Annotated in this window: 16 protein-coding genes; 5 read left to right on the forward strand and 11 right to left on the reverse strand. The window is 63.5% G+C overall.

Annotated elements, in window-relative coordinates:
* The 3 genes from PXK07_RS02110 to PXK07_RS02120 form a co-directional block, all read right to left on the reverse strand.
* Entirely contained in the window at positions 1 to 1,584 is a 1,584-nt protein-coding gene (locus PXK07_RS02110) for an ABC transporter substrate-binding protein (protein WP_274846536.1), read from the reverse strand.
* Positions 1,585 to 1,933: 349 nt separating this feature from the next.
* Positions 1,934 to 2,380: a D-aminoacyl-tRNA deacylase gene (dtd, locus tag PXK07_RS02115; protein WP_274846537.1), complete on the reverse strand. Its 447-nt coding sequence runs from the start codon at positions 2,378 to 2,380 to the stop codon at positions 1,934 to 1,936.
* Between the two features lie 34 nt (positions 2,381 to 2,414).
* Positions 2,415 to 3,095 (reverse strand): nitroreductase, encoded by a 681-nt coding sequence (locus PXK07_RS02120; protein ID WP_274846538.1) that lies wholly within the window; start codon positions 3,093 to 3,095, stop codon positions 2,415 to 2,417.
* A 137-nt stretch (positions 3,096 to 3,232) separates the two neighbouring features.
* On the opposite strand from PXK07_RS02120, the gene PXK07_RS02125 reads away from it, so the two are divergent.
* On the forward strand, positions 3,233 to 3,652 hold the full coding sequence (locus tag PXK07_RS02125) for an Hsp20/alpha crystallin family protein (RefSeq protein WP_274846539.1): 420 nt from the start codon (positions 3,233 to 3,235) through the stop codon (positions 3,650 to 3,652).
* A 54-nt stretch (positions 3,653 to 3,706) separates the two neighbouring features.
* On the opposite strand, the gene PXK07_RS02130 is transcribed toward PXK07_RS02125, so the two are convergent.
* Positions 3,707 to 4,840 carry a primosomal protein N' (replication factor Y) - superfamily II helicase gene (locus PXK07_RS02130; protein ID WP_274846540.1) on the reverse strand — a complete coding sequence of 378 codons (1,134 nt, stop codon included), beginning with the start codon at positions 4,838 to 4,840 and terminating at the stop codon, positions 3,707 to 3,709.
* 161 nt (positions 4,841 to 5,001) lie between these two features.
* Between PXK07_RS02130 and PXK07_RS02135 the strand changes: the two genes are divergently transcribed.
* Positions 5,002 to 5,376, forward strand: a complete 375-nt coding sequence (locus tag PXK07_RS02135) for a CZB domain-containing protein (protein WP_274846541.1) — start codon at positions 5,002 to 5,004, stop codon at positions 5,374 to 5,376.
* Positions 5,377 to 5,431: 55 nt separating this feature from the next.
* On the opposite strand, the gene PXK07_RS02140 is transcribed toward PXK07_RS02135, so the two are convergent.
* From PXK07_RS02140 to PXK07_RS02160, 5 genes are all read right to left on the reverse strand, one after another.
* Complete coding sequence (locus PXK07_RS02140; protein ID WP_274846542.1) at positions 5,432 to 6,604, reverse strand: SPFH domain-containing protein; 1,173 nt, start codon at positions 6,602 to 6,604, stop codon at positions 5,432 to 5,434.
* Positions 6,605 to 6,669: 65 nt separating this feature from the next.
* Positions 6,670 to 7,509, reverse strand: a complete 840-nt coding sequence (locus tag PXK07_RS02145; protein WP_274846543.1) for a DUF2927 domain-containing protein — start codon at positions 7,507 to 7,509, stop codon at positions 6,670 to 6,672.
* A gap of 175 nt (positions 7,510 to 7,684) precedes the next feature.
* On the reverse strand, positions 7,685 to 8,875 hold the full coding sequence (locus PXK07_RS02150; RefSeq protein ID WP_274846544.1) for a toxic anion resistance protein: 1,191 nt from the start codon (positions 8,873 to 8,875) through the stop codon (positions 7,685 to 7,687).
* A 25-nt stretch (positions 8,876 to 8,900) separates the two neighbouring features.
* Positions 8,901 to 9,818, reverse strand: a complete 918-nt coding sequence (locus PXK07_RS02155; protein ID WP_274846545.1) for a 5-bromo-4-chloroindolyl phosphate hydrolysis family protein — start codon at positions 9,816 to 9,818, stop codon at positions 8,901 to 8,903.
* 164 nt (positions 9,819 to 9,982) lie between these two features.
* Entirely contained in the window at positions 9,983 to 10,975 is a 993-nt protein-coding gene (locus PXK07_RS02160) for a pseudouridine synthase (protein ID WP_446728346.1), read from the reverse strand.
* A gap of 61 nt (positions 10,976 to 11,036) precedes the next feature.
* On the opposite strand from PXK07_RS02160, the gene PXK07_RS02165 reads away from it, so the two are divergent.
* The 3 genes from PXK07_RS02165 to PXK07_RS02175 are packed head-to-tail and all read left to right on the forward strand — an operon-like array spanning position 11,037 to position 12,948.
* Positions 11,037 to 11,495, forward strand: coding sequence for a nucleoside deaminase (locus PXK07_RS02165; RefSeq protein WP_274846547.1), 459 nt, complete (start codon positions 11,037 to 11,039; stop codon positions 11,493 to 11,495).
* Complete coding sequence (locus PXK07_RS02170; protein WP_274846548.1) at positions 11,496 to 12,347, forward strand: aminoglycoside phosphotransferase family protein; 852 nt, start codon at positions 11,496 to 11,498, stop codon at positions 12,345 to 12,347.
* On the forward strand, positions 12,340 to 12,948 hold the full coding sequence (locus PXK07_RS02175) for a DNA-3-methyladenine glycosylase I (RefSeq protein WP_274846549.1): 609 nt from the start codon (positions 12,340 to 12,342) through the stop codon (positions 12,946 to 12,948). The genes PXK07_RS02170 and PXK07_RS02175 overlap by 8 nt, the downstream gene beginning before the upstream one ends.
* Here PXK07_RS02175 and PXK07_RS02180 read toward each other — a convergent pair.
* Positions 12,945 to 13,637, reverse strand: coding sequence for a metal-dependent hydrolase (locus PXK07_RS02180; RefSeq protein WP_274846550.1), 693 nt, complete (start codon positions 13,635 to 13,637; stop codon positions 12,945 to 12,947). The genes PXK07_RS02175 and PXK07_RS02180 overlap by 4 nt on opposite strands.
* Positions 13,638 to 13,750: 113 nt before the next feature.
* Positions 13,751 to 14,746, reverse strand: coding sequence for a calcium-binding protein (locus PXK07_RS02185; RefSeq protein ID WP_274846551.1), 996 nt, complete (start codon positions 14,744 to 14,746; stop codon positions 13,751 to 13,753).
* Positions 14,747 to 14,899: the final 153 nt, after the last annotated feature.

The following is a 14,899-nucleotide window of genomic DNA, read 5'->3' on the forward strand; positions in this document are numbered from 1 at the left end:
TTATGCCTTCACCCACAGTCTGTGCGGGGCGTAGCCGTTCATCAGGGCAAAGCCGTTGACGTTCTCGAGCCAGCCCGTGATCCGGTCCGAGGTGGCATCGACGAAGTCGTTGAACATCGGGCAGATCAAGCCGCCTTCATCGCGCAGGATGGTCGACATATCCGCATACATCTGGGTCCGCTTGCCGGTGTCCAGCTCGGCCCGCGCCGCCAGCAGCATCTGGTCGAACTGCTCGTTGTTGAAGCGGGTGTCGTTCCAGTCGGCGGTCGAGAGGTACGCGGTGGTGAACATCTGGTCCTGGGTCGGACGGCCGCCCCAGTAGCTGGTGCAGAAGGGCTGCTTGTTCCAGACCTCGGACCAGTAACCGTCATTCGGCTCGCGCTTGACGTTGAGGTTGATGCCCGCGCCCGCGCAGGACTGCTGGAACAGGGCTGCCGCATCCGGTGCACCGGGGAAGGAGTTATCCGAGGTGCGCAGCAGGATCTCGCCGTCATGGCCCGATTTCTTCAGGTGGAACATGGCCTTGTCCGGGTCATATTCGCGCTGTTCGAATTCGGTATAGAGCGGGTAGGAGGCGTTGATCGGGGTGTCGTTGCCGACCGAGCCGAAGCCGTTCAGGATCTTGTCGACCATTTCCTGACGGTTGATGCCGTATTTCAGCGCCATCCGCACGTCGTTGTTGTCAAACGGTGCGGTGTTGCAGTGCATGATGAACACATAGTGGCCGGGGCCGCTGGTGGAATGCACGTTGATGCCCGGCGCGCGGCCGACCAGTTTCGCGGTGCGCGGCGGCACGCGGTCGATCATGTCCACCTGACCGGATTGCAGTGCGGCCACGCGGGCGGTGTTGTCGTTGATCACCACATATTCGATGGTGTCGGCATTGCCCAGGTCACCCCAGTAGTTGGGGTTCTTCTCGGCCACGAAGCGCACGCCCATGTCGGCTTCTTTCAGCACGTAAGGCCCGGTGCCGATTGCCGCCGAAGGATCGTCCTTGCCGCCACCGGGCTGGACGATCAGGTGGTAGTCGGCCATCAGGTAGGGCAGGTCGGCGTTGGGGGTGTCCAGCTCGATGATGACGCTGTCACCCTCGGTGGAGATGTTCTTGATGCCGCGCATGATCCCCAGCGCGCCGGACTTGGTGTCTTCGCCCGAATGGCGATCCAGCGACTGCGCCACGTCTTCGGCGGTGACGGATTTGCCGTTGGAGAAGGTGATGCCCTGGCGCACCTTGAAGGTCCAGACGCGCGCATCGGCCGAGGCGGAGTAGCTTTCGGCCACCTTGCCTTCGATGCCGCCATCGTCGGTCAGTTCGACCAGCGGTTCACCCCAGAGACGGATCACCGACAGGGCCACCTGGTTGGTCGCCAGCGCCGGATCCAGGCTGTCGGTGGTGCTGCCGCCCTGCAGGCCGACCCGGATGGTGCCGCCTTTTTGCGGACCCGCTGCCATCACCTTGGTGGACAGCAGCGAATTTGCGGCGGCGGCGGTGAGGCCCAATGCGGCGGCGCGGCCCATGAATTCACGGCGGCTCATCATGCCGGTGGCGGCCTGACGTGCCAGATAATGCAGTTGATCTTTCATAGATATCTCCCAGTTGAATGTGCCGCTTCGCGCAGCTTATTTCTTGATTGGTTATTCAAGATTTGCGCATTTGCAGCGACCTCGCAAGCATTATTCCCCGTGCCGTTACGGTGCGCCCTTTCATCAGCGCAGGCAGGGCCGGGGACAACGGGTCGCCTTTTGGCAGTGATATGCCGCATTTTTGTGAAAGAAAACCGTTGGCTGAGGGAAAGTGATCAAAAACGACATTTTGGTGCCGTTTTTGCGCGAGGCGACAAGCGATGTGGATAAGGGGGCGCAAGCTGCCTGAGCCAGAAAATTGCGCAGAATCGCTCGCCGAAACCGGCGGCAGCAGCCGCAGAATCTGCGCTCACCAGTCGGCGGTGTCCATCCAGATCGTGACCGGGCCATCGTTCAGCAGGCGCACTTTCATATCGGCTCCAAACCTGCCGGTTTCCACCGGCAGGCCAAGCTCGGTCAGGGCTCTGGAGAAATGCTGATAAAGCCGCGTGCCGGTCTCGGGATCGGCAGCGGTAGAGAAACCGGGACGGTTGCCGCGCCGCGTGTCGGCGGCCAGGGTGAATTGGCTGACCACCAGAACCGCGCCGCCGATGTCGCCAACCGCGCGGTTCATCTTGCCCGCCTCATCCTGGAAAATGCGCAGTTTCGAGACCTTGGCGGCCATCCGCTCGGCCTCGGCCACCCCGTCGCCCTGCATGGCGCAGACCAGGACCAGAAGGCCGCTGTCGATCGCTCCGATCACCGTGTCGTCGACGGTGACCGAGGCTTCGGAAACGCGTTGAATGAGGGCTCGCATCGGGGGCCTTTCGTCGCTTTTGCGTGGGGGGATATCAGCCGCGCCAGGTTGCAAAGTCATCCAGCGGCGCGCGGCTGGTGCGAAAGCCGTTGGCGGGGTGCGACGTGTCGGCATAGCCAAAGCTGATGGCGCAGAGGATCAGCCGGTCTTCGGGGATCTCCAGCATCTCGTGCAGCATCGGCGCATAGGAGGCAACAGCAGCCTGTGCCACGGTGGCGACTCCGGCCGCCTGTGCCGCTAGCGTGAAGGCCGAGACAAAACCGCCGCAATCCATCGCGCCATAGGGTCCCAGCTCCGCCGGGGAGGAGAGGATCGCGCAATGAGGCGCCCCGAACAGGTTGAAATTCTCCATCATCTGCCGCGCAGATCCGGCCCGGTCACCCTTGGCGACGCCGACCGCCTCATATAGTGTCCAGCCACATTCGCGCCGCCGGGCCTGGTATTCATTCGAATAGCCAGCGGGAAAGGCCAGGTCGGGGGCGTGTCCCCCAGCCATCGCGGCTTCAGTCAGGGCCTGGCGCAAGCGGTCGGTCTCTTCGCCGCGGGTCACGGTCACCTTCCAGGGCTGGGCATTGCACCAGGAGGGGACCTTCTGTGCCGCGCGCAGGATCCCTTCGATCACCCCACGCTCTACCTCTGTTTGGAGGAAGGCCCGGCAGCTGTGCCGTTCTTTCAAAAGGGCGTCCAGGGCCTCAAGGTCGGGCAGTGTCGTCATTCTGGGGTCTCCTCCGCATTGCGCGGCGCCACAATGGCCACGGGGGGCAGGGGCCGCAAGTCCCGATTTGAGTTGGATCAAACTGCTCGGCGCAGGGTTGCGTTACCATCCGCTCATCTCAATCAGGAGGAAGATCAATGGTGGAAAAGACCGAACAGTCGGGGTTTTGGCCCTCGCTCTATGATCCCTTTCGCGCTCTTGGTTCGCGGGTTGCGGATTGGCTGAATCCGGCAACCGAAGCCTCGGCTGGCGACACGGCCTATGACATCACGATGGAATTGCCCGGCGTCACCGATGACGATGTGGAACTGACCGTGGACAACGGCGTCCTGACCATCAGCGGCGAGAAGAAGACCGCAACCGAGAAGAAGGGCGATACCTGGTATTTCAGCGAACGCCAGTACGGCGCCTTCCGCCGCGCTTTCCGTCTGCCCGAGGATGCCGATGGCGCTGCGGCCAGCGCCCGGATGGAGGACGGCGTGCTGCATATCAGCGTGCCCAAGAAGGCCCTGGAAAAGCCCGAGACCGCAAAGAAGATTGAAATCTCCAAGGGCTGATCAGCCTTGGCGGGGTGTGCCCCAAGCCTCTATCGGCGGGGCTTGGGGGGCGACCTATTGATTACCGAAGTATATCGCCACGCCGACCAGGATCAGGGCGACGGCAACAGCGGCCGCGATTTTCCACGCGGAATAGGGTCGTTCGCCCTGCACGCGGCCCGATTGCCCGTTGACCACGAACCGATAGGTCTTGCCCCGGTATTTATAGGCCGCCAGCCAGACCGGCAGCAGGATGTGCTTGAAGGTGACGTCCGAGACCTCGGTATCGATATGGGAAATGCGCTGGCGGTCGCCGCCGATGTCAAAGCGCACATCCCGTTCGATCACCCGGTCCATATGGGCGCGCGCCTCGTCGAATCCCTCTTGAAGGGAGACCGCATAGGCTTCGGCCCTGAAGCCCGCCAGATATTGTGGCTGATAGGGTTCCAGGGCTGACAGGTCCCAGGGCTCCAGAGCGTCGGTATAGCGTTTGGGCAGGCTGCGGGAGGCCAGCACCAGCACATCGTCGAAAAACCGCTTGACCCGGCCCGAGACCGGTCTCCAGCGCACCTTGGCCACCTGTTTCGCCTGGGGTTTGCCGTCGACCATGACGGTTTCCGTCACATAGTAGACCGTGCCCCGTTCCCCCCGATAGGCGCTCTGGGTATCGGCGTCATAGGTCCAGAAGGGGACATAGATCCCCTCCATCTTGCGGCCCTTGCGCGCGTAGTCCTGCAGCCCGTTCGGCGCGAACCACAGGCGGCCGAGCCAGTCGGTCATTGCCTTGTGAGCGCTGCGCTCCTCCAGGGCAAAGGGCAGCACGCCCTTTGGTTTGATGTGACGGCTCTCGCCGGTGTCCGTCACTACCGGGGTGGCACAGAAGGGGCATTCGCGGGCATGGGTGGTGGGGTCGAATTCCACCTCGGCGGCGCAGTTGGGGCATTTGGAGACGCGGGTGATCTCCATATCCGCTTCGGGCAGCTGACGATCCAGGGCGGCGCGAAAGTCCAGCTCGCGCAAGGCCCCGCCGCGCCAGGGACCGCCCGCGATTTTCTCCACATGTCCGCAATGGCTGCAGGTCAGCGTGGCGGTCTTGGGATCAAACCGGTAGTCGGCGCCGCACTGTTCGCAGGGAAATCGGTGGGTTTCATGCGGGGCGGCGGGCGGCGGGCTGTCACTGGTCGGCGGGGGAGGCGGGGAAGATGGCATGAGACTCTCTCGGACTGTCACTGAACACGATTGCGAATATGGCGTATCACTTTGATATTTATGCGCTATGTTGTCTTTTTGCCTGATTTTTCTGGCGCGGATTAGCAGCTGCTTAACCCGGAAAAGGTTAGAGCGGGAAAGGATTTATGAGGAGTATTACCATGTCATCAGAAACCACCCGCAAAGAGATCTCCGAAGCGATCAAGGCGCATGGCACCTGGAAGCTGCGATTGCGCACGGCCTCTGCCGGTGGTCCGCTTGAGGCGTCTTCGCGGGACATTTGCCGAGATGACAAGTGCAAGTTTGGCCAATGGCTCCATGCGCCTGGCACCAGATCGGGCCTGTCGGGCGATGCGAATTACGAGCGCACCAAGAAACTGCACGCCGAGTTCCACCAAGCTGCCGGTGCCATCGCGCAGAAGATCGAGCGTGGCGACCTGGACGCTGCCAAGCGGGACCTGCAGCCCGGCACGCCCTTTGAGCTCAAGACCAAGGAACTGACCACCCACATGATGGCCTGGCGCATGGGCTTGTAACCCAAGCGCCGCTCCGGTTGCGGGCAGGCCCGGTAGAGTGGTCCCTGCATCCATGTCAAGCGCCGGGCGGTGGCGGCGGGGGCGGGGGCAGAATGGTGAAGAGCTGCGCCAGTTCCGCCACATCCCCGGCCCGTTGCCAGCCGTCCTGACCAGGGGTCCAGACGTAGGTATCCCGTTTCAGCTGCCCCTCCTGGGCCATGCGTCCCAAACGTGCCTTGGAGAAGGGGCCGATTGTCGCGCCATTTTCGGCGATGTGCCAGACATGTTCCACCGGCGGGGGCGGCGGCGCCATCGGCGCGGGTTGGGGCTGTGGCTGTCCGGCAGCGGGCGCGGGGCGGGCGCCCCAGGGGCCAGATCCGCCACCCGAGCTGCCCTGTGTCATGGCGTTGCCCATCTGCTGGGCCATCGCCATGCCCATTCCCATCCCCAAACCTGCGCCCATGCCGCTGTTGGGGGTGCGGGCGGCGGCGTCCATCGCCTCGGCGGCGGCAAACTGCGTGTAGCGGCCCAGATCGCCGACGATCCCCATCTGGGTGCGCCGGTCCATCGCCTGTTCTACCGCAGGCGGCAGGGAGATGTTCTCGATATAGAGTTCCGGGATCGACAGACCGTATTCCGCCACCGTGGCCGAAATCTCGGCCGCGACCAGCTTGCCCAGATCGGCGGTATTGGCGGCCATGTCCAGCACCGGAATGCCCGAGCCCGCCACCACGCGGCTGAACTCCTGCACGATGATGTTGCGGATCTGGAAGCTGATCTCATCCATGGTGAATTCGCCATCGGTGCCGACGATCTCGGTCAGGAAGCGCGCGGGATCGACCACCCGCACCGAATAGCTGCCAAAGGCGCGCAGGCGCACCGGGCCGAATTCAGGATCGCGGCAGATGATCGGGTTCTTGGTGCCCCACTTCAGATCATTGAAACGCGTGGTGCTGACAAAATAGATCTCGGACTTGAAGGGCGATTGGAACCCGTGGTCCCAGTGCTGCAGCGTTGTCATCACCGGCATGTTGTTGGTCTCAAGCATGTAAAGACCGGGGGTGAAGACATCCGCCAGCTGTCCTTCGTGGACAAAGACCGCCGCCTGTCCTTCACGCACCGTCAGCTTGGCGCCGTATTTGATCTCGTGGCCTTCGCGTTCGAAACGCCAGACCATGGTGTCGCGGGTATCATCCACCCAGTGGATGACGTCGATGAATTCTCCGGTCAGAAAGTCGAAAATACCCATCTGTCAGGTCCTCTTCTTGGGGATATGCGGGGCAGGGCAATATGCGGGGCGGGTGGGCACAGGCGTCATAGCTCCTGCCCCATCCGTTCTCGGGCGATGATGCGGGTGATCGGGCGGGCCTCTTCGGCGCTCATCCCGGTTTCCAGCCGTGGATCATAAAGCATCTGCAGCAGCTTTTCATCGTGGCTGGTGAGAAAGGCGAATTCGTCGTCGTCGTTGAAGATCGAGGGGCGCGCCTTGGGGCTGTCATTCAAAAGGCCCAGGCCCTGGGCGATTTCCTCGTGGATGCAGCTGTCGCGCACCAGATCCGGGTGTTCGGCGCGAATGAGCGCGACGCCGCGAATATAGTCAAAGGGGCTGCTTTGAGCGCCCCCCGCAAGAACGAAACAATAATGGGTGCGCGGCGGATCCACGAAGAGCTGGAAATCGCTTTGGCTGATATTGGGCAAGATTGCACGCAGCCGTTTTGCCACGAAGGCGCTGTCGTCCTTACCTGCAAAGATGACGTGGAAATTGCCGCGCCGGGGCACGGCCATGATCGGATGCGCGGTGATGCGTCCCAGCCGCGCGGCATAGCCTGCGACCTTCTCGCTGTCGCGGCGGCGCTGGCTTTCGGGCACCGATGGGCCGAACTCGGCCTGGATGCGCACCGGTCCCGACCAGCGCGACAGCCCGCCGGTGGCGCCGCCACCGCGTCCGGCGTATTCGTTAAAAAACGAGATCGCTTCGAAATTCGCCGCCAGGTCTTCGGCATCATAGGGGGTGTCGGGGCCGCCCCCGTCGGTGCGCAGCAAGCCGCGGGTCAGAAGATCGCGCTGGAGCACGCGGTAGTATTGCCGCAGCTCAGCACTGGCCGCCGAGGGGGCGGCTGGAATGGACAGGGCCGCCGGACGGGGTTGCGGCATCCGGGACTCCCCCCGTCCCGCAGGCATGCACCCGCTTAGGACGCCCAGCCCCAGGCCAAGTCCCAGGGCCATCGGGATCACGGGTTTCAGAACCGCTGCAAGGCGCCTGCCACGGGGCCAGGCACGACCTATGCGGGGCGCGCCCCGGGTATGCGTCTTCGTCCAGATCATCCGATCAGGACGGAACCGCAGTGCCCGCGTTGTCGCCGATTCCATCGCGCCGCGCCTTGGCGGCGGCCAGGGTGTCGCGCAGTTCGGCTTCCATCTTCTTCAACTCGCCTTCGGCGGCGGCACGCTTGGCCTTGCCTTCATCGGCGATCTGCAGGCTTTCCTGAATGGTGCCGATCAGATCCGCATTGGCCTGTTTCACCGCCTCGATGTCAAAGACGCCGCGCTCCATCTCCTGGCGGATCATCTTGTTGCTTTCGCGCAGGTTGGCGGCATTCGAGGTGAGCAGCTCATTGGTCAGGTCATTGGCATCGCGCACGGCGGCGGCGGCCTCGGCCGAGCGCTGGATGGTCACGGCCTGGGCCAGCTGCGTTTCCCAAAGCGGCACGGTGTTGACCAGGGTCGAGTTGATCTTGGTGACCAGCGATTTGTCGTTCTCCTGCACCAGCCGGATCGAGGGCAGCGACTGCATGGTGACCTGGCGCGTCAGTTTCAGATCGTGCACCCGGCGTTCCAGATCGTCGCGGGCGGCACGCAGATCGCGCAGCTCCTGTGCGCGGATCACCTGATCCGCCTCGGCGGCGGCCTGTACATTGGCCTCCAGGGCGGGGATGTCATTGCTGTCGAGATCCGCCAGCTTGGCCTCTCCGGCGGCGATGTAAAGCGCCAGCTCGTCATAGAAATCGAGCGTCTTCTCATAGAGCATATCGAGCGATTTGATGTCCTTCAAAAGCGTATGCTCATGCCCCAGAAGATCATCGGTGATCTTGTCGATCTGGGCCTGGATCGTCTCGTAGCGGGCGGTGAACTTGGCAAAGGGCGCGGCGCGCCCCAGAAGCCGTTCCCAGAAGGTGGGCTTTCGGCGCACATCCAGTTCCGAGACGGAAAAGCCGCGAATGGTGGTGACGATATTGCGCAAAGAGTCGCCCGCAGGCCCCACATCCTTGTTGCGCACATCCGCCAGCATGGCCTGGCTGATGGTCTGCAATTCCGCCTGCGCGCCCGAGCCGAAGCCGATGATCGAATTGCTGTCGCTCATGTCGATCTCGCCCATGCGGCTGCGGATCGCCTCGCTGGTGGGGGCGTCGGCCTGATCCAGGGCCAGAACCTCGGCCTGGGGCGCGGCCAGCTCGACCGCGGTGACTTCCGAGACCAGGGCTTCGGCCTCAATTGCTTTTTTCTGAATGGTCTCGGACATGAATGTCGTTCCTCAAGTCAAGGTCTCAATTGCGGTCCAGACGGACCCCTTCGCGCTGCAAGCGGTCGCGCAGCACGTCGATTTCGATGGTCAGGTCGCTGCGGTCTTCGAGCAGCATCTTCTGGGTGCGCGCCGCGAAATTCTGTTCCAGATCGTCCAGCAGGGCAAGATAATCATCGCGGGCATGGGCATCCTGGCTGCGGGCGTAGATATCGGCGAATTTGATGGTCGCATCGCGGGCGCCCTGCAGGTAGACGGTCAGATACTTGCGTGCGCCACTCAGGTCGCGGGGATCTTCCTCGATGGTGCGAAACATGTCGCGGGCGACGCTCTGGAACCGCTCTACGCGGGTCTCAAGCTTTCGGTCCTGCGCGCGCAGGATCGCATCGCGCATGGCGCCAAGGTAGCTTTCGGCCTCGTCCACGGCGCGGGCAACGCGGCTTTGCTGGAAATCGTCGACGCCTTCAACACCCTTGTCCTGCAAGGGGTCGATCCCGAAGGCGGCCAGATGCAACCCGGTGGCAGCCAATCCATATGTGGCGGCGATCACCAGGCCCGGCTCGGCCTTCCAGGCCGCAAGCGCGGCCCCGGCGCCGGTCAGGATGGAGGCCAGGATTTTCCGCGGCAGGGCGGGTTTGCGGGCGACCTTGCGCGCGGCATAGGCGGCCTCGGCACGCAGGCCTTCGCGCAACAGGAAAGCCCCCCCGGTCCAGAGCGCGGCGGCAATGCCACCCAGGGCCAGCCCGGTGGCGCCATCATCGACCGACATGATCAGCAGGATGGCGCCGGGCACGAACATGGTATTGGCGCGTGCGCCCACCGGATCGACCCGTGCCCCGCGAAAGGAGTTCGTCTCTTGCGTCGCCTGCGCGCCTGAGCTGCCGTTTGCCTGCTGCCCGTCTGCGCCGTCAGGGCTGTATTTGCCGCCATACCGTTGTGCCATGGGTCAGCCTCCCACAATCCATCCGGTGGTCAGCCCGAACATCAGGATCATCAGGGCTGCAAAGGCGACTTTCTGCACGCGGGCTCTCCCTGGGCAAGTGTTACATCCCTGAAATCTAAGAGATCACGGGGCCGCTTACTAGGGGGAAGTCTGGTCCATTGTCCTCAGCGACGGGGATTCTTGCCGATTGGGTGTTTGCCGGGCTTTTGGGGGGCGGCGCGCTTGCCGCGCGGCTTGTCCGCGCTGCCAGGGGCGGTGGCTGCCTTTGCGGCAGGCTTGCCGCCGGGGCGCGGGCCACGGGTGGGCTTGCGCCGTTTGGGGGCCTCGGCGGTGTCGTCCTGCTCCAACCCCAGCTGGTCGCGGATCACGCGCGGGCGCAGCTCCTCCACCTCGCCAGGCTTGAGACTGCCAAGCTGGAAGGGACCGTAGGACAGGCGAAGCAGGCGGTTCACCGAGAACCCGATATCCTCCATCGCGCGGCGGATCTCCCGGTTCTTGCCCTCGCGCAGACCCACGGTCAGCCAGGCGTTGGCACCCTGCTGGCGGTCCAGGTTGACGATCATCGGCTGGAACTTCTCGCCCTCGATCACCAGCCCTCTGCGCAGCGGTTCGAAATCGCTGTCCTGCGGGCGCCCGTTGATGCGGACCCGGTAGCGGCGCAGCCAGCCGGTGGCGGGCAGTTCCAGCTTGCGCTTGATGCCGCCATCATTGGTGAGCAGCAGCAGACCTTCGGAGTTGAGGTCAAGCCGCCCCACGGTCATCACCCGCGGCAGATCCTCGGGCAGTTCGTCAAAGATGGTCTTGCGGCCCCGTTCGTCGCTGGTGGTGGTCACCAGACCCGCCGGTTTGTAATAGAGCCACAGGCGCGGGGCCTCTGCCTCGGGCAGGGGCTGGCCGTCGACCAGGATCCGATCCTTGCCCGTGACGTTCAGCGCCGGGCTGTCGATCACCTTGCCATTCACCGCGATGCGCCCCTCGGCGATCATCCGCTCGGCCTCGCGACGCGAGGCAATGCCTGCGCGCGACAGCACCTTGGCAATGCGGTCGCCCTCGGGGCTGGCCGTGTGATCCGCCTTCGCGGCCTTTGCAGCAGGGCGCGGCTTGGGCGCGGATTTGGGGCGATTGGGGCGCTTGGGGGATGCGGGTGTTTTGCTCATGCCTTCGCCATAGAGCATTCCGATGGCTTGCGAAAGCACCCATTCTGCGGCAGGGAGGGGCATGGTGTTTCGCTCCCATATGTCCATCGCCCTGGAGGAGGCCCGCGCCGCTGCCCGGCGCGGCGAGGTGCCGGTGGGTGCGGTGCTGATCGCCCCGGACGGAACCGTGGCGGCACGCGCCGGCAACCGGACACGCGAGTTTTCCGACCCCACTGCCCATGCCGAGATCCTGGCCATCCGGGCTGCCTGTGCCGCGCGCGGATCGGAGCGGCTGGCGGGGTTTGATCTTTATGTGACGCTGGAGCCCTGCGCCATGTGTGCCGCTGCCACCGCCGCGGCCCGGATCGCGCGGGTGTACTACGGCGCCTCCGATCCCAAGTCGGGCGGGGTGGCTCATGGCGCTTGCGTCTTTTCGCATCCGCAGGCGCACCATGCGCCCGAGGTCTATGAGGGCATTGCCGAAGCGGAAAGCGCGGCGCTGCTCAAGGATTTCTTTGGCGCCCGGCGGAAAGCGGACTGAATGACCGGGGCAACGGAGCCTCCCGCGCAGCTCCTGGCGCAGTTTGAGGTGTCAGATCCGGTGCCCCTTGCGCAGACCGCAATCGCAAACCTCTGGACCGTGACGCGCGCCGATGGCCAACCCGCGGTCCTGAAGGTCTATGGGGCAGGCGGCATGGGTAGCGAGGCGCAGGGCTTCCGGTTCCTAGCGGCGGCTTGCCCGGATCACGCCGCCCAGGTCTATGCCACGCGACCGGATGCAGCCCTGATCGAATGGCTGGAAGGCCCGTCCTTGGGCGATATGGCGCGTGCAGGGCATGATTTGCAAGCGGCGCAAGAGTTGCTCCGCGTTGCCTCGGGCCTGCATCGGGGGGCGGCTCAGCCGACTGAGGGATACCCTTTGCTCACCGATCGGTTCGCAGCGCTGTTCGATCTGGGGCTGGCGGAGGATTGCGACCCGCAGCTGCGCGCGGCAATGGCCAGGGCGCGGTCGATGGCGCGGGAATTGCTGTCCTCTCAGGTGGACCTGCGCCCGCTGCATGGAGATCTGCATCACGACAATATCCGCAAGGCCAGGCGGGGCTATTGTGCCTTTGATGCCAAGGGGCTGGTCGGGGAGCGCAGCTATGAGCTGGCCAATGCCTTTCGCCATCCCAAGGGCTGCGAGGATCTGATCCGCGAACCAAGGCGCATCCTGGCGCTGGCGGATTTGTGGTCGGCGGGCTTTGGTGTCGATCGCCTGCGTCTGTTGCAATGGGTCGCCGCCAAATGCGCGCTGTCGATCGCCTGGCGCAGCCAGGGGCGGTTGTCCCGTGACCCCGAACTGCCGCTGCTGACCACGCTTCTGTCCTGTACGGAGATTATCGATGAATAAGACCGTGACCAGTGAAGATGGGCTGACCCGCTGCGCCTGGAGCGCCTCTGCGCCAGAATTTGATGCCTATCATGATGCCGAGTGGGGCTACCCCGTTGGTGACGACATCCGGCTGTTTGAAAAGATTTGCCTTGAAAGCTTCCAGTCGGGTCTCAGCTGGCGCACCATCCTGGCCAAGCGGGAGAATTTCCGCGCTGCCTTTTGCGGATTTGATTGGGACAAGGTTGCCGCCTTTACCGAACAGGACGTGGAGCGGCTGCTGCAGGATGCGGGCATCATCCGTCACCGCGGCAAGATCGAAGCGGTGATCAACAATGCCCGGCGCGCACAGGAACTGGTGGAGGAAGCCGGATCGCTGGCGGCGTTTTTCTGGAGCTATGAGCCGGATCCCGAAACCCTGCCCGAGCCGCAGACCCAATCGACCAGTCCTGCGTCCGTCGCTCTGTCCAAGGCGCTGAAGAAACGCGGCTGGAAATTTGTCGGCCCCACCACCGTCTTTGCCTTCATGCAGGCGATGGGGCTGATCAATGACCACGCACAGGGCTGCCATTGCAGGCAAAAGGCCGCCCGTGCGCGGGCGCAGTTTCAAAAGCCGGTCTAGACCTCGATCGCCGTCATCACCTCGGGTTCGATCACATCGACGCCCGGCAGCCCCGCGACCAGATCCTCGGCGGATTGCTCCAATAGCGGAAAGGTCTTGTAGTGGCAGGGGATCACCGTCTTGAAGTCGAAATAGCGCTTGGCCGCATAGGCTGCCTGCTTCATGTCCATGGTGAAATGACCGCCTGCGCACAGGATGCCGACATCGGGTTTGAAGTAATCCCCGATCCAGTCCATGTCGGCCATGATCGCGGTATCGCCCGAGATATAGACTGTCTTGCCCTCGGCCTGCAGCACATATCCCACTTCCGACCCACCGGTGCGCGGCCCTTCGGGCGTTGCAAAGGTGGAACTGTGGGACGCAGGCACCATCGAAAGCGTCACACCGCCCAGATCGACAGTACCGCCCTTGTTGAAGCCGATGGTCTCTACCCCTTCGGTTTCGCCCCAGAAGCCCATCAGATCGTATTGACCTGCGACCGGGATGTTCAGCTTCTTGGCGAGGGGCAGAACATCGACCACATGGTCGAAATGCACATGGGTCAGGATGATATGGGTGGCGCCCGCGATGGCGGCGTCGTGCTGGTCTTCGGGAAGGCTCGGGTTGCCGGTCAGCCAGGGATCCAGCAGCAGCACCTTGTCCCCGGTTTCAAAACGGAAGCTGCCGTGGCCCAGCCAGATGATTTTCATGTCAAATCTCCCTAAATGTCCGGGCAAAGACTAGCATCGGCCAGGCATTTGACCAGAGCAAATCACCGGCAAGGCAATTGGGGTGCTGTCCGGCTCGGATGATGTCGGGTGGTTCAGTATGTCGACCAGTCAAGATCCGCCCGATCAAGCTCTACATCCCGCAGAACGGCAAAGGTAAGCTCTCCAAAGCTCAGGATGCTGTCGCCATTTCTGTGCGCGATCTGAAGGCGCCCGGGAAACGTATGGGTGTCCAGGCTGATGCTGTCGATACCGGCTTCAAAATCCAGAATGATATCCGGACGGGATCCCGCGCCGATTTCAAATTCGAATGCATCGGCCCCGCTGCCTCCGGTCAGGCGATCCCGATCCAGCCCGCCGACCAGCGTGTCATCTCCGGCGCCACCATCAAGCCTGTCGCGAAACCCGTTGCGCAGCCCCAGGCCGTAGCGGTCCCCCACCAGGCGATCATCGCCCAGCCCGCCGCGCAGAACATCGCTGCCGTGCCCGCCATTCAGCGTATCATCGCCACCGCGCCCGAAAAGGCGGTCGGCCCCGGCGTTCCCGGCAAGGAGGTCATCGTTGTGGTGTCCGCGCAGGGTGTCGTTGCCTTGGCCGCCATAAAGCCAGGCGGCCAGGGGAGAGGCCGCCGTCAAACGATCTGCGCCGCCATTGCCGAAGACCTGGCTCAATCCGCTGTCAAACAATGTGTCATCCTGGGTGCGTAGCGTGATGACCTCGCCGTGCCTGCCCGCAACCAGTGCAACATGGTGGGTCAAGACACCGTCTGTGCTGAGGCCGGCGATCGCAGCCGGGTCACTGATGACCTCCTGGGTGGCGAAAACGTCAAGCTCGGAATAGCTGGCGGGCCCGATTTCAAACCGTTCAACCGACGGGACGCCAGCCGCCTCCTGGGGAATGAACAGGCGGGTCTGGCCGTATTCGCGCACTTCCAGCCCGCCGTCCACCTCGCGTATCTGAAGAGACACCGGAGCGATATACCAGCTGAAGACCAATGTATCGGTGCCGCCGCTGTCGTGCCATTCGGAAGGGTCATATGGCAGGTCTTGGAAGAGAAATCTGTCGTCCCCTGGCCCCGTGGTAAAGATCATAGGTCCAATCCTTTTTACAATGAAACGCTCAAAACAGGATGATTAAACCACCTGACCTGTGGATTCGCACCAGAAATCCGGCAGAAGGGCACCCTCAGTCTTGCGGTGGCGGCGGTGCGACGGTAAATGCCGAGGCAGACGAGATGAGGGTTT

The organism is Phaeobacter sp. QD34_24 (assembly GCF_028890115.1).
Taxonomy (GTDB): Bacteria; Pseudomonadota; Alphaproteobacteria; order Rhodobacterales; family Rhodobacteraceae; genus Phycobacter.

Coding starts and splice junctions, on each gene's coding strand:
- PXK07_RS02110 (WP_274846536.1), bottom strand. CDS start 1,584: ATGAAAGATCAACTGCATTATCTGGCACGTCAGGCCGCCACCGGCATG.
- dtd (WP_274846537.1), bottom strand. CDS start 2,380: ATGCGAGCCCTCATTCAACGCGTTTCCGAAGCCTCGGTCACCGTCGAC.
- PXK07_RS02120 (WP_274846538.1), bottom strand. CDS start 3,095: ATGACGACACTGCCCGACCTTGAGGCCCTGGACGCCCTTTTGAAAGAA.
- PXK07_RS02125 (WP_274846539.1), top strand. CDS start 3,233: ATGGTGGAAAAGACCGAACAGTCGGGGTTTTGGCCCTCGCTCTATGAT.
- PXK07_RS02130 (WP_274846540.1), bottom strand. CDS start 4,840: ATGCCATCTTCCCCGCCTCCCCCGCCGACCAGTGACAGCCCGCCGCCC.
- PXK07_RS02135 (WP_274846541.1), top strand. CDS start 5,002: ATGTCATCAGAAACCACCCGCAAAGAGATCTCCGAAGCGATCAAGGCG.
- PXK07_RS02140 (WP_274846542.1), bottom strand. CDS start 6,604: ATGGGTATTTTCGACTTTCTGACCGGAGAATTCATCGACGTCATCCAC.
- PXK07_RS02145 (WP_274846543.1), bottom strand. CDS start 7,509: ATGCCGCAACCCCGTCCGGCGGCCCTGTCCATTCCAGCCGCCCCCTCG.
- PXK07_RS02150 (WP_274846544.1), bottom strand. CDS start 8,875: ATGTCCGAGACCATTCAGAAAAAAGCAATTGAGGCCGAAGCCCTGGTC.
- PXK07_RS02155 (WP_274846545.1), bottom strand. CDS start 9,818: ATGGCACAACGGTATGGCGGCAAATACAGCCCTGACGGCGCAGACGGG.
- PXK07_RS02160 (WP_446728346.1), bottom strand. CDS start 10,975: ATGAGCAAAACACCCGCATCCCCCAAGCGCCCCAATCGCCCCAAATCC.
- PXK07_RS02165 (WP_274846547.1), top strand. CDS start 11,037: ATGGTGTTTCGCTCCCATATGTCCATCGCCCTGGAGGAGGCCCGCGCC.
- PXK07_RS02170 (WP_274846548.1), top strand. CDS start 11,496: ATGACCGGGGCAACGGAGCCTCCCGCGCAGCTCCTGGCGCAGTTTGAG.
- PXK07_RS02175 (WP_274846549.1), top strand. CDS start 12,340: ATGAATAAGACCGTGACCAGTGAAGATGGGCTGACCCGCTGCGCCTGG.
- PXK07_RS02180 (WP_274846550.1), bottom strand. CDS start 13,637: ATGAAAATCATCTGGCTGGGCCACGGCAGCTTCCGTTTTGAAACCGGG.
- PXK07_RS02185 (WP_274846551.1), bottom strand. CDS start 14,746: ATGATCTTTACCACGGGGCCAGGGGACGACAGATTTCTCTTCCAAGAC.